The following is a 22,004-nucleotide window of genomic DNA, read 5'->3' on the forward strand; positions in this document are numbered from 1 at the left end:
AAAACATTGATCTATAGCCCACAGGAACAAACCATATGATCTGCTCCTGTGGGTTCGTAATATCATAGAAATAACATTGTTTGCGAAGGGAGTGACTGTGATTGGCTAAGATCGGAATTATGGGTGGAACCTTTGATCCCATCCACAATGCGCACCTGATGCTTGGCAGACAGGCTTTAAAAGAATATCACCTCGATGAGATCTGGTTTATGCCTTCCCACAATCCCCCGCACAAAACAGATCATCGTGTAACCGGCACCAAAGACCGGTGTGAAATGGTAAAGCTGGCCATTGCAGGGGAACCGCGTTTCCGTTTCTCTGATTTTGAGATTTCCCGTGCAGGAAATACCTACACAGCCCAGACGCTAAAGCTTTTGAAAGAAGCTTATCCGAAGCATACTTTTTTCTTTATCGTGGGGGCAGATTCCCTGTATCATATCGAAAGCTGGTATCATCCGGAGGAAGTCATGCGCCAGGTTACAATCCTGGCTGCCGGTCGGGAATGCGAAGATGCTTCCTGTACGTTAGAAGAGCAGGCTGCGTATCTGATCAAGAAATACGGAGCCGCAATTTTTCTTTTGCACAGTGATACCATGGAGGTTTCTTCCCAGGAACTGCGAGAGCGTGAAATGAACGGAGGCAGAATCCATAATCTGGTTCCGGAAAACGTGGAACGCTATATTGAAGAACATGGTTTATACCAGAATCCTGAGAAGCTCTGACTATGAGGAGGAGGAAATACCTATGATAACAGAACAGATCATTACACTGCGTAAACAGCTGAAATCAAAGCTGGATCCGATGCGCTACGAGCATTCCGTAAGTGTATCCTTTACCTGTACCGCGCTTGCCATGCGCTATGGCTACGACATCAAGAAAGCAGAGCTTGCCGGGCTGATGCATGACTGCGCCAAGCGTTTTACAGACAGCGAGCTGATTCAGAAATGCCAGAAGCATAACGTCCCGCTGACCGAAGCGGAAATCAAGGCTCCGGCCGTGATCCACGCAAAATATGGCGCATTTCTGGCAGAAAATAAATATGGCATTCACGATGCAGAGATCATCTCTGCCATTGCATGTCATACGACCGGAAAGCCGGATATGACAACACTGGACAAAATCCTCTATATCGCGGATTATATCGAGCCGCGCAGGGATAAAGCCGATAACCTTCCACAAATGCGCTATCTGGCCTTTCAGGATCTGGATCAGACCATGTATGAGATTTTAAAAGGAACGCTGGATTACCTCAATAAAAAGGGAAGCAGCATTGACCCGATGACGATGCAGGCATACCAGTATTTTGAAAGCATTATGGAACAAAAGAAACAGACAGAAACCGTGTAAGGAAAAGCCATGTCAGGCTGCTATAAAGCGAAAGCTGCGATTTCTGTGCATGAATGGAGTTATAGATTAAACAAAACAAAGAAGGAGAACATGAATGAGTCAGGCAAATGAAATGGTAAAACTGGCGATTACCGCCCTCGAAGATAAAAAGGGTGAGGATATCCGCGTGATCGATATCCGCGAAGTCTCCGTACTGGCAGACTACTTCCTCATTGCAAGTGGTTCCAACGGAAACCAGGTACAGGCTATGGCCGACAACGTAGAAGAGGAGCTTGGAAAAGCCGGATATCCATGCAAGCAGGTAGAGGGCTACCAGAGTGCTAACTGGATCCTGATGGACTACGGTGACATCATTGTGCATGTCTTTGATAAGGAAGACCGCTTGTTCTATGATCTGGAACGTATTTGGAGAGACGGGAAGATCATGGATGCGAAGGAATTTGCTTAAACAACTTGTAGTTTTCCTTTTATTTCTTAAATAAGCGTATTCAAGAGCATTTCAAAATTTCCCTTTATATCTTAAATATGGAATGCCCCATCCGGCAGGCTATGGAAAAAATTGTCTCTGAATACCAGGCATGAACTGGAATAATTTAATTACATTTTAAAAAAACATCACCGGGAGATTTGGAAGCGGAAGATGACGGCATCATCAAACTCACTACCAGAAACAGCATTTACCGTTTCAGACAGGATGACTTCTGTATTTCCAGTGAAGATATGAAACTGCTGTTGGCGGATATGTATGAGGAGTTTGGGCCATCGAATTCCATTCGTCAGGCCATAGAAAGAGAAATGTCTCTGGGTACCGGACATGAACCGGAATCATAATTTCACGAGCGATCTGCCGGGATTTAAGTTGCAGACACAGACACAATGGAATATATATGGAAACAGGAATGACGGATTTGGATTCCGTATCCTGTGCTAAGAAAGAGAGGGTGTCCCAAATTGGGCATCCTCTTTGTGAAGTGTGGTCCAGGATCGAATCAATTATAGCGTATGTAAAGTAAAAGGTAATGGATCAGAAATGGTTCATTGCCTTATATGCAGGCTTCTATAGCCGTAATCCTTTAATATCTTTAATACGTGATAGGACCGTATTGCAGCTGCAGCTGATAACGCCGGGAAGTGTATCAATGACTGTGTGCAGGAAGTGTTCCATTTCATCACTTGATGAAGCAACGGCATGTACATGCAGCTTGTCTCTTCCTGTGACACGGTAAATCTGCGTAACGGTATCATTATTATGTAATATATCTGTCACCTGCGACAGATGGTCTGGTTTTGTTTCGATTTCAAAATAGCATGAAACAGCACCGCTGATCTTTTGAGGGTTTATTATAGTTGTATATTCTTCAATTATGCCTTTTTTCTCCAGAGCCTGAATCCGGGCTTTTACTGCCACTCTGGAAATACCGGTTTCTTTACCGATATCAGAGTAAGAAATACGTGCATTTTCTATAAGCAACTGGATGATCTTCTGATCCAGTTCATCTAAACCGTTCAGGTACATAAGTGTCCCCCTGTAAAATAATATCCTCCGAATAGTAATTTTCCTTAAATATCATATCATTTATGTTGCTGAAAGTAAACTCTGGCTTGACTTAGCAGCTGTAACTACATATAATTATTTCGAAACGTAATTTAAAACTTGCATTTTGAACACAAGGAATCAATTCTGGTGAAGGAAAGAATAAGTGAAATTATAAAGGCTGTGGAGGAATATGATAATGTCAAAAGATGAATATTTGATCGCAGAAACGCCTCTTAAAGCGTTGACGGTTTTTGCAATGCCGATGATTTTGGGCAGTTTTTTTCAGCAAATATACAATATGGCTGACTCTATCATCGTCGGCCAATTTGTTGGCTCCTCTGCACTTGCAGCTATCGGGGCCTGCGCAGCGCTGACCAATGTTTTCATTTGTGTGGCACTGGGAGCAGGTGTCGGTGCCGGTGTGCTCGTGAGCCGCTATTTCGGTGCCAGGGAGTATGGAAAAATGAAGACCATCGTGTCAACGTCCTTGTTTAGCTTTTTAATTCTAAGCATAGTCCTTGGTGTTTTTGGCTTTTGCTTTTCCCACTCGATGATGCGGGTATTACAAACCCCTGGCGATATACTGAATGATGCAGTGTTATATCTGCGGGTCTATTTTGTGGGCTTTCCGTTTCTGTTTATGTATAATATTCTTTCCAACATGTTCACTTCCATTGGTGAATCAAAAATCCCACTGGGACTCTTGGTATTCTCGTCAATCTTAAATATTTTTATGGATCTTTGGATGGTGGCCGGACTTGGTCTCGGTGTGTTTGGTGCAGCCCTTGCGACTCTTATAGCACAGGGGATTTCTGCGGTGTGTTCACTTTTTCTTTTCCTTAGCCGGATGCGTCGATATAAAAGTCGCTTTGATTGGTTTAACAGGCAGGAGTTATATTCCATGCTTCAAATTGCTGTACCTTCGGTTCTTCAGCAGTCTACAGTGTCCATCGGTATGATGATCGTACAGGCTGTTGTAAATCCTTTCGGTACACAGGCACTTGCGGGGTATGCGGCGACGATGCGGGTAGAGAATGTTTTTTCATTGATTTTTGTATCAATTGGCAATGCGGTTTCCCCATATGTTTCCCAGAATCTTGGTGCAAAGAAAATTGAACGGATCAAAAAAGGATATCACGCTGCACTGGTGTTAGATGTATGTTTTGCAGTTCTTGCTTTTATAGTCATTGAAACATTGCATACTCAGATTTCCTCGCTATTCCTTGGCAAAGATGGAACTGCCCTGGCTTATCAGGTATCCGAGGGTTATATGAGATGGCTCGGTTACTTCTTCATCTTTATGGGAATCAAAATGGCAACCGATGGGGTTCTGCGTGGTCTTGGAATCATGCGCCCGTTCCTTATTGCAAATATGGTGAACCTGGCGATTCGCCTGTCGGTTGCGTTGATTTGTGCACCGCGTTTTGGTATTGTATTTGTCTGGCTTGCTGTACCAGCAGGTTGGTTTGCAAACTTTTTAATATCCTATGTGGCTCTTCGGAGAGCATGGCCGACTGATAAAGAGGTGCAATCCCGATAGCCTAAAGTAATTTAAATGGAGGAATTTATAGTATGAACGATAAATGTGTGGTATTGAATGCAAAGAAAATGAATTTTGATGGGAAGCTGGATTTTTCCATTTTATCTTCTGATGTTACAGTATATGATGATACAACAGAACAGCAGCTGTCAGAGCGTATTCAGAGTGCAGATATCATTGTAACAAAGGAGATGCCTGTGAGTGCAGAAATGATACAGAAATTCCCGGAATCTGTTAAACTGATCTGCGAGGCAGGTACAGGATATAATAATATTGCTCTTGAAGCAGCACGGAAGAAGGGGATTACAGTCTGCAATATCCCGGCATACAGCACAGAACGTGTAGCACATACGGTGATCATGATGATATTGAATCTGAGTTCTGCAATGCAGGTGCAGATGAAGATGCTGGCATGCGGAAATCATGACAATTTTACCAGAAATCTTCAGGTTCCGCATGTTGAGGTAAATGGAAAAACACTTGGTGTTATAGGTGCAGGACACATTGGCAGGAAAGTTATCCAGATCGCACGGGCTTTGGATATGAACATACTTGTATATACCAGGACACCGAGAGAGGATGAGAAGGGGATCCGCTATGTATCGCTTGAGGAATTACTTAAGAATAGTGATTATGTTTCCTTACACTGTCCATTGGCAGAAAGTACAAAACATATGATAAACAAAGAGTCCTTATCCCTTATGAAGCCTTCAGCGTTTATCATTAATACTTCAAGAGGTGCACTTATTGATGAGTCAGCTCTTATAGAAGCATTGAAAAATGGTACGATTGCAGGAGCCGGACTTGATGTTCAGGAAACTGAGCCACCTGAAGAAACCAACCCTCTTTATACTATGGATCATGTCCTTTTGACACCACATATGGGATGGAAAGGACTTGAGACAAGACAGCGGTTGGTTTCTATTCTGGCGGATAATATAAAGCAGTTTATGGAAGGGAATCCGATCAATGTTGTATCAGGTCTATAGTATCTGGCAGCAAAGTGATGATATAACTTCCGGGTTTTGGAACTGAGAAATTTTTTGGGATTTTATCTCATTCCACCGTTACGGACTTCGCTAAGTTTCTCGGCTGGTCCACATCCAGGTCCTTTCCAAGAGAAGCGTAGTACGCGATCAGCTGCAGTACGACCGCGATCGGGAATACCGTAAAGTGGTCATCCATATCTGGAATGCGGATCAAAATATCTGCCAGATTCTCATCTACCACGGAAGATTCCTTCGTGAGCAGGATCACAAATGCCCCACGGGCCTTTACCTCGCGGATATTGGAAATGGTCTTTGCAAACACACGTTCCTGTGTTGCAATGGCAATGACCGGAACCTGGTCGGAGATCAAAGCGATCGTTCCGTGCTTCAGTTCTCCTGCTGCATAAGCCTCCGCATGGATGTAGGAGATTTCCTTTAGCTTCAGTGCGCCCTCCAAGGAAAAAGCATAGTCCAGTCCGCGTCCGATAAAGAACGCATCCGGCTTCGGAATGATATGGGAGACTACAGCCTTGATCTTTTCTTCCTGTGCGATCATGGTTTCCATAGCCGGAATCACATCCAGAAGATCAGCAAGGAAATCCATGGCTTGGTTTTCCGTAAATTTCCCACGTACCAGGGCCATGCGGCATCCGATCATATAAAGTGCGGCAAGCTGTACGGAGTAAGCCTTGGTGCTTGCCACAGCAATTTCCGGACCGGCATGCGTATATAAAACATAGTCACTTTCCCGCGCAATAGTAGAACCCTTTACATTTACGATTGCAAGGGTTTTCGAGCCATAGTCATGTGCCAGACGAAGCGCAGCCAGCGTGTCAATCGTTTCACCGGACTGGGAGATGATCAAGACCAGGGTGCGCTCATCAATCAACGGCTGTTCATATCGAAATTCTGAAGCAATGGTTACGGTAACCGGAATTCGGAGAATCGGTTCGATCAGGGCACGCGCCACCATGCCGGTATGCATGGCCGTTCCGCACGCTACAATGTGGATCTGATCGCAATTTTCAAACAGTTCATCCGGGATCCCATCATCTGAAAAGTCCGGAAGCCCTTTGCTGATACGCGGCATGATCGTGTTTTTCATTGCCTCCGGCTGTTCATGGATCTCTTTCATCATGAAATGCGGATATCCGTTCTTCATGGCTGCATCCATGTTCCAGTTTACGGTCAGGATTTCCGGATAAACCTTAGAAAAGATATCATCCAGATTGTAAACATGCACTTTATACGGAGTCAGGCGTACAATCTTATCTTCCGGGACTACAAAGTACTGATTGCTGTACGGGATCAGCGCGGTAAGATCGGAAGCGATCAGTGCACCGGCCGGAGTGTAAGATGCTACCAGAGGACTTACCTTTCGGATCGCATACACAGAGCCAGGCTGATCATCAAACATGATGCAGAAGCCATAAGAACCCTCCAGCAGATCCTGCAGTTTCCGGATTGCCAGAAGCGGATCCCCCTCGTAAAGGGCGTCGAGCACGCGTGCAGCCACTTCACTGTCTGTCTGGGAAACAAGCTTGCCATCCAGATGGAAGCGTTCGGTCAGTTCATGGTAATTTTCAATAATTCCATTGTGGATCAAAGTTACCTTGCCCGCACGATGTGGGTGCGCATTTGCATCGGTTACTCCGCCATGGGTAGCCCAGCGGGTATGACCGATTCCGCTGTGAGCGGTTCCATGCACATGTTCTTTGCAGTACTCCCGCAAATTTTTCACTTTTCCGACCTTTTTTGCGATACAGATGCTGGTATCCTCCATACAGAGTCCGATTCCGGCGCTGTCATAACCACGGTATTCCAGACCGCTGAGCCCGTCTAAGAGGATCTTTGCTGCGTCTAAAGGTCCTGAATATCCAATAATTCCACACATAATATCAAAAAATTCCTTTCTGTTCTGTTGTCATGGTGCCAAAATAAATGGTTTCTTTTTCACGGATTCCATACACGATTCGGATCGTTTCGGAAAAATGCGTACAAAAAGAAGACCCTCCGGTTATCCTGTGTTTGTTTTGCAGTTGCCCGCATATTTCACAGAATACACACGCCCGGAGAAGCATGGGAGAGTACCCGCCGAATGTTCGATTATCTCTCCACCTCGTTAACCTGCCAGCCAGCCTTATGCCTAAGGCTTTCACGTGCGGCGTTCAGGTGCATGGCGCTTAGCTTTGCTATTGGATTGTCGTTCCTCCTCAAAACGAAATCGCGTCTATTATAGACCAGAATGGTATTTTCGTCAACGAAATACCGTTTCTTCATGAAATATTAAAGTTTCCACTCTGTATTTCCGAAAACTTCTGTGTTAAAATACGATGTTGTATTATTATATGAAACCAAAGAAAAACGAGATCATAAACATGAAACGACATTTACATTCTGAGCAGATTGGGAAACTTCTGATGGATTCCATGATCCGCTATAAAAACAAATGGGCCGCCGCCGGTATGGCGCTGGTTCTTGGTGCCGGAAGCATTGGTATTTCTTTTCTATATCATCCAGCCGTGGACGAGACGCCCACCGAACAGGAAACGGAGGAAGAAACGACTGCTGCAGCATCTTTAGCTGCAACACCAGAGACCGAAACCGAGACCGTCTGGATTCCCACTCTGGATGAGTTAAATCTGGCTCACTACTTTCCAGAATGGGGAGACACCACCGATATCACCAAAAGTCTTGCCGGACAGGTATTCCACGAACTGATGACGCGTGACGCAAACTGGTCCAGCGCCCTCTACAGTTATTCCGATGTCACACCGGCTGATATGGCAGCGAAGCTTGGACTTCCCAGGGAACGGATCCTTGGCAAATATAACCCGGAAGATTCGCAGCATAAAAAAGAAGATCCATCTACCTGGACCATCGGCAGCTTCCGCAATGTGCGGATCCAGGCAGTGGATGGAGACGGTCATACGATTTCTCCTTATTCCGATGTTCCACAGATCATGGCTATGGCCAACGTCTATACCTATTATCATAATCCGGAAGACAGCGCCGCCTTTCTTTCCTATGCAAAAGCACTGTGGGAAGCTGCACATTCCTATACTATGTCCATCAGTGATGTATATTACTGTTCCGGCTGTGTTGGAAAATCTGCGGAAGAGCTGGAGAAAAAGGCATTGTTGGAAGAAGCAGAAGCCGAAAAAGAACAGGATGATCTGGAACTTCCTTATGAAACAGCCGGAGAACATACAGAATCAGAAACAAGTTCTTCAGAAGATAAAACAACAGCACCCAATGCGCATGGCGTGATTACAGCCGGAGCTGCCACAGCCGAAAAAAAGGCACAGGAATCAAGCAAGGCGGAAAGCATTGCTGCTGAAACCAGGGAAACAGAAACCATACCGGAATCCACCAGCGGTGTGATCACGGCACCAACCAGGGCAGCGAATGCATCCCAGGCGTCTTCTTCCTATGCGGCACAGGAAAAGACTGCATCTCCATCCGATGCCGAACAGGCAGTCTCCATACAGGCATCCGAAGGCGGACAGTCCATTGCCGTTACAGAGGAAACATCATCGGAATCATCCGGGCATGCAACATCTGGACAGGATTCAGAAGCATCGGTTTCAAATGCCGAAACATCAGCCGCATCCGGAACAGGCCCGGCCACGCTGAGCTGCCCTGGACATGTCGACCTGACCGTTACCATGAAGATTGGTGGATTGACGGAAAGCGCCAGCCTTTTTTCACTGGATGCAGCCGGAAATGACGAAAGCAAATTCACAGAAGGCGGCTGGCAGGGCTGGACAGAAGAGAACCGGCAGGCTGCGATTGCACTTGCATCCGAAGACTGGTACCAGAAATATGGACTGAGCGTATCTTCTATTTCTACCGGGACACCGCTGACCGCTTCGGAAATTGAAGAATATCTGGATGGGCTGCCAGCGGACATTTCCGAGACCAGAAAAGAACTTTTGCGGTTTGCATTGAATTCCGTCGGTAAGGTACCTTATTATTGGGGCGGAAAACCATCTGCCAAAAACTACGATGGAAATCATTTCGGTACGCTGGTCTCTCCAGACGTAGATGGCCGTACCCTAAAGGGTCTGGATTGCTCCGGCTGGATCAGCTGGGTATACTGGTCCGTGACAGGGAACCATCTGCCTTATGAAAGTACCAGTGGCCTGGCTGCCCTTGGAACACGGATCAGCCGGGAAGACTTACAGCCGGGCGACCTTTTGATCCGCACCGGAGCAGATGCCCATGTTGTCATGTTTCTTGGTTGGACTTCCGATGGAAAAGTCCGCTGCGTCCATGAAACCAGCGGTTCTATCAACAATGCCACCGTCGGAACCAGAGACGCTGGATGGCCATATTACCGAAGACTGATTAATTAAAACCAAACATCTTACAGATCCTGAATGAGATCAGGGAGGAGGAACTTTGAATTACAGAGACGATGCCTTTGAAGGCGACGAGCTGGACCGCATGCGTGCCAGACAGCAACGGAAAAAACAGGGAACTGCCCAAGCTTCCGGTTCCAGACGGCATAGTTCGGATCCTGGAATAACCGGTTACGCACGAAATACAGCAAGAACAGCACATTATGATCCAGTCGAAGAAGAGGATGACTTACGTCCGGACCAGATTGAAGAACTGGATCTGGAGGATTATGACACCTATGAAAATGCACTGCAAAAAGAACTGGACCGCACCATCGAACAAAGCGAAATGGGAAATCCATATCCAAAGAACCGGAATGCAGCAGAAAGGAGGAGTCAACAGAACCGTATGAGACAGGATCGTTCTGCTTACGAAAGACCGCATAAAAAACGCAGAAAAAAGAAAGAAATGGGAAAAATCCTTTTCCTGGTTGTTATCCTTGTCGCCGGTCTTTCTCTCTATCATCATTTCCGTGATAATGGATACTGGACGATTGCAGTATTCGGAGTAGACTCCCGCGACGGAAATCTTGGAAAAGGGGCGCTGTCTGATGTAGAAATGCTGGCAAGCATCAACAAAAAGACCGGTGAGATCAGACTGGTATCTGTTTTCCGTGACAGCTACCTGCGCATTTCCAACGAAGAAGAAAAATACGACAAGATCAATGAAGCTTATTTTCTCGGCGGACATGAGCAGGCGGTTCAGGCATTGGAAAACAATTTAAACATCCGGATCGATGATTATGCAACCTTCAACTGGAAGGCAGTCGTTGACGCCATCAACGTACTTGGCGGTGTTGATATTGAAATCACCGACAAAGAGTTTGCCTATATCAATTCCTTTATCACAGAAACCGTAAACTCCACCGGAGTCGGATCCTACCAGCTGGAGCACAGCGGTATGAACCATTTAGATGGTGTCCAGGCAGTTGCTTATGCGAGACTGCGTCTGATGGATACGGACTTTAACCGGACGGAACGTCAGCGGAAAGTGCTGGGTCAGGCAATGGAAAAAGCAAAATCTTCTGGATTTAAAACCTTAAAGACTCTGGTTGGGGCAGTTTATCCTCAGATTTCTACCAGCATCGGCGTCAACGATGTCCTCACCCTTTCAAAGGGTGCGAAAAAATACTACATCGGACAGACCTCCGGTTTCCCATTTTCGCATCAGGAAATGAAGATCGGAAAAAAATCCTGTGTCATCCCAACCACACTGGAAAGCAATGTCATCCAGCTTCATGCATTCTTATTTGATGATACCTCCTATGCAGCGCCGCAGTCTGTGCAGGAGATCAGCAGCTATATTGCCAAAAAGACTGGACTTGGAGATCCTGGTAAAGATACTGAATCCGGTAAGAATATCGGCGCAGAGGGCAACAGTGGCGGTGGACAGACTGGTGGAAAATCAGAGCAGCCTGCTGCAGCGCCGGCCCAGACAGAGCCTGCAGTGGAAGAGAGCAGTGCAGCAGGGATCGAGGAGAGTTCAGAATCTGCAGAAGAGACCATGGAAGCAACGGAAAACACAGAAACAAAATCCCAGGAAGAACCAGAAACCTCCTCTGGTGTGATCAGTGCACCGCAGGATCGTCCGGGATCACCGGAATCAGCTGCGCCAGATCATGAAATGACAGGACCTGGTACATCGAATGCTCCTGGAAATTCATCAAATGGTCCTGTTTCATCCAATGCACCAACTGCCGCAGAAACGAATGCAGCCCTGGAAGCACCGGGCCAGAACGCAGTTGGTCAGCCAGAAGAAGCCGGTCCAGGTGTTTAAATTCAGATCCGGACATACACCGTACCGCGTTTCCTGTGAAACTCGTCATAATATACAGAAATATGTCTGTATCGAGTATACTTTTGTCTAATGAGACAAAATTCAAAAAATTACCAAAAAACTATTATACAAAATCAAAATTTCCGCTATAATAGCACCTCGGTAAGAAAAATACAAAATACAGTTTTATGAGAACGCAGTGAGATGCACACCGGAAATCTGCCATAGAGGTTTCCGATATCTGAAATCAGAATGCAGTGGAGTCGCAACGAGTTTGACGGCTTCGCTGCATTTTTTGTTGCATTCATATTGATGCGGTGTTGGCAGTACACCAGCTGACAGCTCTTTTATCCATGAGAAGTTCTCCCACATACTTTGCAGCTGCACGATGTTCTCATGCAATCAAGGAGGAAATTATGCCAAAATCTTTAAAACAGGAAATTGTTTATGGAATCATGATGGTCTTTGCCATGGTTTACGCTATGGTTTGCTACAATGTAACGCTGAACGTAGGCGGCATGCAGAACTTCGTATTTGCAGCTGCACTTCATGAACTCCCGATCATGTGTCCGCTGGCGTTTATCTTTGACTTTTTTGTAGTTGGACCAATTGCCAAAAAAGTTACATTCCGAATTTTCAATCCGGCAGAAGATAAGCCTATTTTCGTAATCCTGATGATCTCTGTCCTTTCCATCTGGATGATGTGCCCGTACATGAGCCTGATGGCAACCATTTTATTCAAGAACGGTCTGCAGCCGGAGTTCTTAAGCATCTGGATCTCCACCACGATCAAGAACTTCCCGATGGCATTCTTCTGGCAGCTGTTTGCAGCAGGTCCGCTGGTTCGTTTTATTTTCGGAAAAATCTTCAAATAGTATTCCCAAAAAGAAGAAATTTAGGAGGGTGTATACAGGAACGGTTGCACCTTCCTCTTTTTTTGTTTATAATAAAGACCATGATCTAAAAAAGAAAACGAACTAGGAGGTACTTTTATGCAGGGAATGGCACAAAAGAAAAAGGACGGAAAAGTCCTCGATTTTATTGAACGGGTCGGGAACCAGCTTCCCCATCCCTACATTCTGTTTTTGTGGTTATGTCTGATCCTTGCGCTGATCAGCCTGGCCTGCAGTCTGGCAGGTGTCAGCGTCGTAAACCCAACCAACGGAGAAATGGTTCTGGCCAAGAGCCTCATCAGCAAAGACGGACTCATCTGGCTGCTGGAAAACCTGCTTTCCAACTTCCAGGGATTCTCACCGCTCGGTCTGGTCCTTGCCATGCAGATCGCGATCGGCTTTTCTGAAAAGGTGGGGCTTCTTACCACAGCAATGAGAAGAGCGATCCTTGGTGTTCCGCTCTGGGCATTGACTGCAACCGTATTGTTCCTTGGTATCAACGGAAGTATCGCTTCTGAGGCTTCCATCATCGTTGTTCCGGCTCTGGCAGCTGCTGCCTTCGAATCCGTTGGCATGCACCCGATTGCAGGACTTCTTGCCGGATATGCCGCAACCAATGCCGGTTTTACCGCCTGCGTGATCGTAGCCGGTACCGATGTGCTTCTTGCCGGTGTTACGGAATCCGCAGCGCAGATGATTGATCCGGCCATGACCGTAAACGCTACCTGCAACTGGTACTTCATGTTCGTATCTGTATTTACCCTGACTGTGGCAGGCGTCTTTGTTAACAAGAAGTTTATCGTTCCGCGTCTTGGCACCTATGATCCGGCAAACGGAGAGGGTGTCGATGCCGTAGAGTCCAGCTCTGAGATCACCCCGGTCCAGGCAAAGGCGCTTCGTGGTGCAGGCATCTTCAGTATTCTTTACATTGTACTGTTCGCGCTGATGGTCATCCCGTCCGGCGGTATCCTGCGTGCGGAGGACGGCTCCATCTTAAATGGTCCGTTCATCAAAGGTCTGGTTCCGATCCTGATGATCTACTTTATCCTGGTAGGCGTTGTGTATGGTCTGATCGCAGGCACGATCAAAAAGAGCTCCGATGTTCCGCTGTTAATGGGGCAGGCTCTGGAAGGCATGACCGGTTACATCGTACTGGTATTTGTCATCGCACAGTTCATCAACATGTTCAGCTATACCAACCTTGGTATGATCATCGCCGTGAAGAGTGCCGATGCGCTGCAGGCAGCAGGCTTTACCGGCATCCCGCTGATGCTGTTCTTCATCATCCTTTGCTGCGTAGTTAACCTGTTCATGACCAGCGGCTCCGGTAAATGGTACATCTTCGCACCGATCCTGGTTCCGATGATGATGATGCTCGGATACAGCCCGGCATTCGCCCAGATCGTATACCGTATCGGTGATTCCACCACAAACGCGATCACCCCGATCTATCCGTATATCCCGATCGCGATCGGGATGGCAAAGAAATACGACCGCAACTTCGGTATGGGAAGCCTGATCTCCATGATGCTTCCGTACTCCATTGCATTCCTGCTCGTATGGATCGTCCAGATGATTGTCTGGGTACTGTTAAACCTGCCGCTTGGCCCGGGTGTCAACGTATTTTTATAAACAAACAGGAGACTTATCATGAAAAAAGGGATTATTAGTACACGGTATGCAGCAGCAGAGAAACTCCTGACTGCACATACCAGACATGCCGTTCTGAACGGAGATCCAAAAATCATCTGGAATCCGGATCACACTGCATTCCAGTATGAACGCCAGACCCGTTCTAACGGAGATGTTTTAAACGTTACCGTATGCGTCAATGCATCCGATGGAACAGAAACAATCATAAGCCTGAATCAGCAAAATTTACCTTGTAACGGACAGAGCCGCGAAAGCGGCTCTGTTTCCGGTTGTATTCCGGCAAATGATCGTATCACACCAGACATCTCAAAAATCATTCCAGAAAATACAATTTTTTCTCCGGATGGACATTATGCAATTTCCAATATCCGTCACAACCTGTTTCTGACTGAGGTAAAAACAGGAGAGCAGACACAGCTTACCTCTGACGGGAGCGAAGATTTCGAGTACGGCTGTTATATTGACATTTACAGCCAGATCACCGTAAAGCGTCAGGGAATGAAGGAGTGCCCGAACGTTTTATGGAGTCCGGATGGCACCCGTTTTATCACCTACCTTGCAGACCGCAGACAGACCAAGAAGCTCCCGCTGATCGCGTCCTATTCTGACAGTCTTAAGGATTTACGGCCGGAGCTTTATGAATATCCGTGCCCGTTTGTGACGGATGCCGATGACGAGCTTCCTCACTACAGCCTGTATCTTGGCTCTGTCAAAGACAAATCCATGACACGGGTCGATGCACCGGAGTTTCTCTATCCTGTGTTTACCGCAGCAAACCAGTCTACGGTAAAATGGATGGAAGATAGCAGACATTTCTATTTCACCTGGACCGCGAGAGGCTTTCAGAACGGGCGCCTCTACCTCGGCAATGCCGAAACAGGAGCCTGCGAGATCGTTGTAGACGAAACTACCGATCTGTTTCTGAACCTTGGCGCGTTTGGTCTGGTAGATGGCTACGGAAGCTATCTGTTTTCCAACTGCATCACGAGCGACGGTACCTTAGCCTTCTGGCAGAGTGAGCGAAACGGCTTTGCCCATCTTTACCGTTACCGCAAAAACGGCCAGGGATGGACTTGTGAGGGCGATCTGTTCGATGTATCCCATAAGGAGCTGATCGTACAAAAGCTGGTCCGGGTCGATGAAACAGCAGAAACCATCTATTTTATGGCAAACAACGTGCCGGAATGCTCCGACCCGCTGTATTACCAGCTTTATTCCATCCGGTTTGACGGAAACGCGCTTACACGCCTGACCCCGGAGGATGCCGTTCACCACATTTCTATGGGACAGGATGCCTTTGTGGATACCTATTCCCGCGTTGACCTTCCTCCGGTTACCGTACTCCGGAAAACAGACGGAACGCTGGTGCGCGAACTGGAGCAGGCGGATATCACGGATCTTCTTGCCTTAGGTTACCAGATGCCGGAGCGGATCACATTGACGGCAGCAGACGGAAAGACAAAGCTTTACGGCGTTTTCTTCCGCCCGGATACACCAGATTCCGAACATCAGGATTTCTGGCCGCTGATCGACTATATTTACGGTGGTGCCCAGCTTTACAATGTCCCGCGTGAATTCACCTGGGATAACGGCATGGACCGCGAGATCTACGGCGGACTGGAATCGTTTGCAAAGCTTGGATTTGCCGGACTGATCCTCGATGGTCGCGGAATCCCCGGTCGCGGCATGGACTTCCATAAGCTCAGCTACCACAACATTCATGCCTGCGCAGGACTGGAAGACCATGTCTACGCGTTAAATGAGCTGAAAAATCTGTATCCGCAGATTGATTTCAACCGGATCGGCATGTGGGGCAATTCTGCCGGCGGCTATGCAACCGTTTCTGCCATGTTAAAATACCCGGAGGTTTACCGTGTTGGTGTTGCTTCCTCCGGAAACTACGACCAGCGCATGTATGAGCATTCCTGGACCGAGCGTTACAACGGACTTTACAATGAGGAAGTTTACCGGTACGGAGACATCACCAGGCTGGCTGGCAACCTGAGTGGAAAGCTGATGCTGGCTTACGGCGCTATGGATGACAATGTTTCCATGGCACAGACTCTGCGGCTTTGCGATGAACTCAACGCACACAACAAACGGTATGATCTGGTTGTCCTGCCAAGAGCCAACCACAATGTACCGGCAAATGCCTACTTTGTGCGCCGGAAGATGGATTATTTTGTCCGGAACCTGCTTGGTACAGAGGATCCAGAAATCTTCGGAGAATAAGCAATGCCGGATTGCAACACAAAATTATAACAACAGGCTACTGTACTCGCATTTAGAAACGGTAACCATAAAAAATGAACGATAAAGAGGATTTACAAATGGAAAAACGTTATCAGGTCCTTCGCTGCGGCCGTCTCTACGATGGCATTACCCCGGAGTGGAAGACTGGGCAAAGTATTTTAATCGAAGATGACCACATTGCTGAGATCGGCAATGAGATGAATATCCCGGAAGGGGCCAGGATCATTGATCTGACTGACTGCCAGGTTACTCCTGGTATGATTGATGCGCATATGCACATGGACTTTTTTGACTGGCATACCGTGCGCGAAGAAGTTTATTCCCAGAGTGAGGAGGCAAAAACCCTGGCAATCGCCCGCTGTGCGGAAAAAGCACTGCGCAGGGGCTTCACGACCGTCCGGCACGTAGGCGGCATCACCAGCAACAGCTACGGCGTTCTGGATGTAAAGCATGCCATTGAAAAGGGCTACTTCGCCGGAAGCCGTATCGTGGCTGCCCCGATGTTTCTCTGCTCTGCAGGAAGCCACGGGGATCTAAGCCAGGGCTTTGCCAGAAACCCGCTTCTGTCCCAGAAGCTTCAGAATGAACGCATAACCCTTGGCACCGGCAAAGACTATTTTGTAAATGCCGTGCGCGAACAGGTCAAATATGGCTCAGATTTCTTAAAGATCATGGCAACCGGAGGCTTTTTTACGCCTTATGATACCCCGATCCAGCAGCAGCTCAATGACGAAGAATTAAAAGCCATTATGGATACCGCCCATGAGCTTGGAAAGACTGTGACTGCACACGTGTACACCAACGAACTGATGCAGAAGCTGATTTCCTTTGGCATTGACGGAATGGAGCACGGAAGCCTGATGAACCGGGAAACGGCCCAGATCATAGAAGAAAAAGGTATTTATCTGGTACCGACCTTTAGTCCATACGAAGAAGCTGTTCACTATGACCCGGAAGAGATCAAAAAGAAGCAGCCGGAATTCCGCAAAAAGCTGGAGCTTTACAAGGATGCGCTGCAGGCTGGCCGCGAAGTCATCTGCAGCAGCAAGATCAAGCTGGGCTACGGCACCGATTTTGTGGCAAACCACCAGAACTACGAAAGCGGATACGAATACGAAGCATGGATGAGCAGCGGCATGCATCCATTTGCCGCACTGAAGGCCGCAACCTCTGTGAATGCGGATATTTTGCAGCTTTCTGACCAGATTGGTACCCTTGAACCAGGAAAACTGGCCGATATCTCTGCATGGAAACGGGATCTGATGCAGGATAAAAAAGCTCTTTTAGACTGTGCTTTCGTCATGAAGGAGGGCATCCAGTACCAGACAGAGAGCTGCCTGTAACAACGCACCAGAGGCGCCACCGGCATCTCCCTAATATGCATGAAAGAAGAAGGAGCAGAATCACCTCTGCTCCTTCTTCTTTCATAATGTGATTGCAGACACACGGAAAATAATGTAAGATAAAAAATATATACGAATAAAGGATGTACGCCTATGCCGAAAGGGACCAATCAGAAATTTAAGCTATACCGTCTTGCCCAGATCATGATGGAAAAGACCGACGAAGACCACTATATCACAATGTCTGAAATCTTAAATGCACTCAAACAGTATGAGATCACTGCAGACAGAAAAAGCATCTACAACGATTTAAAAGACCTTTCGTCCTTTGGGATCGAGGTAGAAGGAGAGCAGACCGGCAACCGCTATCATTACCATGTTGTCAGCCGCCCTTTTGAGCTTCCTGAATTAAAGCTGCTCGTAGACGCAATCCAGTCATCCAAATTCATAACCGAAAAAAAGACGAATGTCCTGATCAAAAAACTGGAGACGCTGGTCAGTAAATACGATGCACAAAAGCTTCAGCGTCAGGTGTTTGTATCCGGCCGGATCAAAAACATGAACGAAAGTATTTATTATTCCGTAGATGCAATCCACACAGCAATCTCAGGAAACCGGAAAATCTACTTTAAATATTTCCAATGGAATATCAAAAAAAAGCCAGAATTACGCCATCATGGCAAATTGTACCATATCAGCCCGTGGGGCCTTTTGTGGGACGATGAAAACTATTATATGATCGGCTTTGATTCCGAGGCGCAAAAGATCAAGCATTACCGTGTTGATAAGATGCTGGATATTGAGCTGTCCGAAGAAAAACGTGATGGGAAAGATTCTTTTAAAAAGCTGGATATGGCCGATTATGCCAAAAAGAGCTTTGGCATAATCGGCGGAAAAGATGAAAAAGTCAGGATTCTGGTCCATAATGATCTAGCCGGGGTCATGATTGACCGCTTTGGCAGAGACATTATGATGATACCTGCAGATGACGAACATATTACCATAAATGTAGATGTCCGGGTAAGCAGGCAGTTTCTGGCATGGGTATTTTCGTTGGGACCGCAGGTAAAGATTCTCGGACCCGCAGAGGTTGTTACGGCCATGCAGGAAGAAACACGGAGTATGGTGGAGCAATATGGGATTTCAAAAACAAACGAAACTGAATAGCAGTGTTCCTTTGCTATTTTCAACTATTCGCGAAAGAATAGTTTAACGAATAGTTGTACCTGGTTAAAAAACCGAAATGCTTATAAATATAAAGGATTTTAGCATTTCGGTTTTGTATCTGGTTTACCTACATTGACATTCTACTCTTTTTCATTTAATAATTCTCTGCATGAACTTCAAAGTATGCCTGCGGATGTGCGCAAACTGGGCAGATTTCCGGTGCCTTCTCTCCCACTACGATATGTCCGCAATTGCGGCATTCCCATACCTTTACTTCACTCTTTGCAAATACTTCCTGTGCCTCTACATTGTGAAGCAGTGCACGGTAACGCTCCTCATGCATTTTCTCAATAGCTGCCACCATACGGAATTTTGCTGCAAGCTCCGGAAATCCCTCTTCCTCTGCAGTTTTGGCGAATCCATCGTACATATCGGTCCACTCGTAGTTCTCACCATCTGCAGCTGCTGCCAGATTCTCTGCCGTATTGCCAAGTCCGTTTAACTCCTTAAACCACATCTTTGCATGTTCTTTCTCATTGTCTGCTGTTTTTAAGAACAATGCGGATATCTGTTCAAAGCCTTCTTTTTTCGCTTTGGAAGCAAAATAAGTATATTTGTTTCTTGCCTGTGATTCCCCGGAAAATGCCTCCATTAAGTTTTTTTCTGTCTGAGTTCCTGCATATTTGTTTGCCATGTGAATACCCTCCATTTATACATTTGTATTATCTGTAGTATACCACTTTTTTCTGTTATTTTCCATTACATTCATAAATTGTTGTGAAATTCAGAAGATTATTTGGTTATTGTTCACAGGCCGGGATTTTCTAAATTGAAAATCCCGGCTGAAAATCCCGTACAATACCGTATTTGATTTTCTGATTCTTCTGTGTTAGAGTGTTATTATCTTCATCCTGCAATTTGATTAGCATTCACAATATGCTTAAAAACCATATTTTTTATAAGAAAGACGAGGATTTAACGATATGAAGCTTCAGCGCCTCTTAAGCCTGCTGCGCCAGGCAATTGACCAGTACCAGATGATTGAAGACGGGGACCACATTGCTATTGGGATTTCCGGCGGCAAGGATAGCCTTACGCTCCTTTACGGACTTGCCAGCCTGCAGAAATTTTATCCGAAATCGTTCCGGCTTTCTGCAATCACGGTTGATATGGGACTGGATACGATGAATCTAGAGCCCGTAAAGGCCCTTTGCGACGGTTTTAACATTCCCTACGAGATCATCTCCACTGATATCGGAAAAATCCTTTTTGAGGCGCGTAAGGAGTCTAATCCATGTGCCCTTTGTGCAAAGATGCGGAAGGGTGCTCTGAACCAGAAGGCGCTAGAGCTTGGATGCAACAAGATTGCATATGCACACCACAAAGACGATCTGATCGAAACAGCCATGATGTCTCTGCTGTATGAGGGCCGCTTTTATGCATTTTCTCCTGTCACACATTTGGACCGGACGAACCTCACGGTGATCCGTCCACTGATGCTGGTATCGGAAGCTGACGTTAGGGGATTCCGCAACAAGTATCAGCTTCCTGTGTGCAAAAACCCGTGCCCTATGGACGGTCATACCCACCGGGAATATGTAAAAAACCTGATCCGCACACTAAATGCAGACAGCCCAGGGGTGCGGGAGCGGCTTTTTCATGCCGTAACGACAGGAAATATCGAGGGCTGGCCGGATCATATCAAATAAAATGTCATCCCGACTCGAACATTTCTGACTGACAAAGAAAGGACTGAATATCATGGCGAATATTCCATATTATGAACAAAAGGATATTGAAAACATTAAGAAGCTGCGCGAAATGATGAAGGAGCTACCTCCATTCTGCACAGAATTTTTCCGTGGGATTGAGCCGCGCACTTCCACCAGAACCCGCATTGCCTATGCATACGATCTCTCCGTCTTTTTTGATTTCCTAAAGAAAGAGAATCCGGTATTCGCAAAAATGGAACGCATGGACTTTAAGCTCGGGCATTTAGACCAGATTACCGTAACGGATCTGGAGGAATACATGGAATATTTAAAGTACCGGTTCAATGACCATAATCAGGAGGTCATAAACAAGGAACGCGGAATCATGCGGAAAATATCTTCTCTAAAAAGCTTTTACAACTATTTCTTCCGGACGGAAAAGCTGGCAACGAATCCTGCTGCCCTTGTCCAGCTTCCAAAGCTCCACGAGAAAGAGATCATCCGCCTTGATGTCGATGAGGTAGCGCTTCTCTTAGATGCCGTAGAACAGGGAGACGGCCTTACCGAGAAACAAAAAGCCTTTCACAACCGCACACGCCTGCGCGACCTGGCTCTGATGACCCTGCTGCTCGGCACCGGCATCCGTGTTTCCGAGTGCGTGGGACTGGATATCAATGACATCGACTTTAAAAATGGCGGTATCCATATTCACCGGAAAGGAGGAAAGGAAGTAACCGTTTATTTTGGAGCTGAGGTAGAAAACGCGCTTCAGGATTATCTAGATGAACGGTTTGGCATCGTAGCCGAAGAAGGAAGCGAGAATGCACTCTTCCTTTCCCTGCAGCGAAAACGGATCAACGTGCGCAGTGTAGAAAATCTGGTGAAAAAATATGCCAGGATCGTGACACCGTTAAAGAAGATCACCCCACATAAGCTGCGCAGCACTTATGGCACGAATCTGTACCGTGAGACCGGGGATATCTACCTGGTAGCAGATGTTCTCGGGCATTCAGATGTCAACACCACGAAAAAGCACTACGCTGCCCTGGAGGATGAACGCCGGAGAAGCGCAAGAAATGCAGTGAAATTGCGCGAGATCTAATTGTAGTAAAAATTTCTATTTTCTACATGTGGGATAAAAAAATTATTCAGCATGATGTTTTTATCCGTTAATGGAAGCTTACGAAAATCTTTGAAGACCGGTTTCTTTTTTTGTGGCTTTTGTGCTGGTTTGTCTGGTTGTGCTGGTTGTGTTTTCTCTGGTTTTGGCTCCTCTGTGTGGTCCTTTTCATAGTTCCAGTCAAACCTCTTCCATGCTGCTTTATTCCTGCATACCTTGCATGCACAAAATCCCTGGAAAATGATACCCTTGGGCAGCAGCTGCCTCCTT

Annotated in this window: 18 protein-coding genes; 15 read left to right on the forward strand and 3 right to left on the reverse strand. The window is 46.5% G+C overall.

Going from position 1 to position 22,004, the window contains the following annotated elements; translation table 11 throughout:
- Positions 1-101 precede the first annotated feature (101 nt).
- The 4 genes from nadD to DW922_RS07850 all read left to right on the forward strand — a co-directional run bounded on the left by nadD (position 102) and on the right by DW922_RS07850 (position 2,178).
- On the forward strand, positions 102-722 hold the full coding sequence (gene nadD, locus DW922_RS07835) for a nicotinate-nucleotide adenylyltransferase (protein ID WP_118726258.1): 621 nt from the start codon (positions 102-104) through the stop codon (positions 720-722).
- 22 nt (positions 723-744) lie between these two features.
- Entirely contained in the window at positions 745-1,347 is a 603-nt protein-coding gene (gene yqeK, locus DW922_RS07840; RefSeq protein WP_118726259.1) for a bis(5'-nucleosyl)-tetraphosphatase (symmetrical) YqeK, read from the forward strand.
- A 94-nt stretch (positions 1,348-1,441) separates the two neighbouring features.
- A complete protein-coding gene (gene rsfS / locus DW922_RS07845) occupies positions 1,442-1,795 on the forward strand; it encodes a ribosome silencing factor (RefSeq protein WP_118726260.1) in 354 nt (117 codons plus the stop codon).
- A 179-nt stretch (positions 1,796-1,974) separates the two neighbouring features.
- On the forward strand, positions 1,975-2,178 hold the full coding sequence (locus DW922_RS07850; RefSeq protein ID WP_118726261.1) for a hypothetical protein: 204 nt from the start codon (positions 1,975-1,977) through the stop codon (positions 2,176-2,178).
- A gap of 226 nt (positions 2,179-2,404) precedes the next feature.
- On the opposite strand, the gene DW922_RS07855 is transcribed toward DW922_RS07850, so the two are convergent.
- Positions 2,405-2,863, reverse strand: a complete 459-nt coding sequence (locus DW922_RS07855) for an Lrp/AsnC family transcriptional regulator (RefSeq protein WP_118726262.1) — start codon at positions 2,861-2,863, stop codon at positions 2,405-2,407.
- Positions 2,864-3,080: 217 nt separating this feature from the next.
- On the opposite strand from DW922_RS07855, the gene DW922_RS07860 reads away from it, so the two are divergent.
- Together DW922_RS07860 and DW922_RS07865 are read left to right on the forward strand one after the other, a co-directional pair.
- Complete coding sequence (locus DW922_RS07860; protein ID WP_118540566.1) at positions 3,081-4,424, forward strand: MATE family efflux transporter; 1,344 nt, start codon at positions 3,081-3,083, stop codon at positions 4,422-4,424.
- A gap of 32 nt (positions 4,425-4,456) precedes the next feature.
- A complete protein-coding gene (locus DW922_RS07865; protein WP_118726263.1) occupies positions 4,457-5,413 on the forward strand; it encodes an NAD(P)-dependent oxidoreductase in 957 nt (318 codons plus the stop codon).
- A gap of 67 nt (positions 5,414-5,480) precedes the next feature.
- On the opposite strand, the gene glmS is transcribed toward DW922_RS07865, so the two are convergent.
- Positions 5,481-7,307 (reverse strand): glutamine--fructose-6-phosphate transaminase (isomerizing), encoded by a 1,827-nt coding sequence (glmS, locus tag DW922_RS07870; protein WP_118726264.1) that lies wholly within the window; start codon positions 7,305-7,307, stop codon positions 5,481-5,483.
- Between the two features lie 484 nt (positions 7,308-7,791).
- On the opposite strand from glmS, the gene DW922_RS07875 reads away from it, so the two are divergent.
- From DW922_RS07875 to DW922_RS07905, 7 genes are all read left to right on the forward strand, one after another.
- On the forward strand, positions 7,792-9,771 hold the full coding sequence (locus DW922_RS07875; RefSeq protein WP_195715033.1) for an NlpC/P60 family protein: 1,980 nt from the start codon (positions 7,792-7,794) through the stop codon (positions 9,769-9,771).
- 46 nt (positions 9,772-9,817) lie between these two features.
- Positions 9,818-11,593, forward strand: coding sequence for an LCP family protein (locus DW922_RS07880; RefSeq protein ID WP_243032130.1), 1,776 nt, complete (start codon positions 9,818-9,820; stop codon positions 11,591-11,593).
- A gap of 416 nt (positions 11,594-12,009) precedes the next feature.
- Positions 12,010-12,468 (forward strand): DUF2798 domain-containing protein, encoded by a 459-nt coding sequence (locus tag DW922_RS07885; RefSeq protein ID WP_118540570.1) that lies wholly within the window; start codon positions 12,010-12,012, stop codon positions 12,466-12,468.
- A gap of 117 nt (positions 12,469-12,585) precedes the next feature.
- Positions 12,586-14,118: an AbgT family transporter gene (locus DW922_RS07890; protein WP_243032132.1), complete on the forward strand. Its 1,533-nt coding sequence runs from the start codon at positions 12,586-12,588 to the stop codon at positions 14,116-14,118.
- Positions 14,119-14,136: 18 nt separating this feature from the next.
- Positions 14,137-16,371: a DPP IV N-terminal domain-containing protein gene (locus tag DW922_RS07895; RefSeq protein WP_118726266.1), complete on the forward strand. Its 2,235-nt coding sequence runs from the start codon at positions 14,137-14,139 to the stop codon at positions 16,369-16,371.
- A 98-nt stretch (positions 16,372-16,469) separates the two neighbouring features.
- Complete coding sequence (locus tag DW922_RS07900; RefSeq protein WP_118726267.1) at positions 16,470-17,735, forward strand: amidohydrolase family protein; 1,266 nt, start codon at positions 16,470-16,472, stop codon at positions 17,733-17,735.
- Between the two features lie 153 nt (positions 17,736-17,888).
- The gene (locus DW922_RS07905) at positions 17,889-18,902 is read left to right on the forward strand and encodes a WYL domain-containing protein (protein WP_118726268.1); all 1,014 of its coding nucleotides are present in this window, start codon (positions 17,889-17,891) and stop codon (positions 18,900-18,902) included.
- A gap of 154 nt (positions 18,903-19,056) precedes the next feature.
- On the opposite strand, the gene rbr is transcribed toward DW922_RS07905, so the two are convergent.
- The gene (rbr, locus tag DW922_RS07910; RefSeq protein WP_118719215.1) at positions 19,057-19,596 is read right to left on the reverse strand and encodes a rubrerythrin; all 540 of its coding nucleotides are present in this window, start codon (positions 19,594-19,596) and stop codon (positions 19,057-19,059) included.
- A gap of 289 nt (positions 19,597-19,885) precedes the next feature.
- Here rbr and DW922_RS07915 point away from each other — a divergent pair, with 289 nt between their 5' ends.
- A complete protein-coding gene (locus DW922_RS07915; protein ID WP_118719217.1) occupies positions 19,886-20,611 on the forward strand; it encodes a tRNA 2-thiocytidine biosynthesis TtcA family protein in 726 nt (241 codons plus the stop codon).
- A gap of 52 nt (positions 20,612-20,663) precedes the next feature.
- Entirely contained in the window at positions 20,664-21,716 is a 1,053-nt protein-coding gene (locus DW922_RS07920; protein WP_118719219.1) for a tyrosine-type recombinase/integrase, read from the forward strand.
- The last annotated feature ends 288 nt before the right edge of the window (positions 21,717-22,004 follow it).

It is taken from the genome of Clostridium sp. AM42-4, from assembly GCF_003480105.1.
Classification (GTDB): Bacteria; Bacillota; Clostridia; order Lachnospirales; family Lachnospiraceae; genus Brotaphodocola.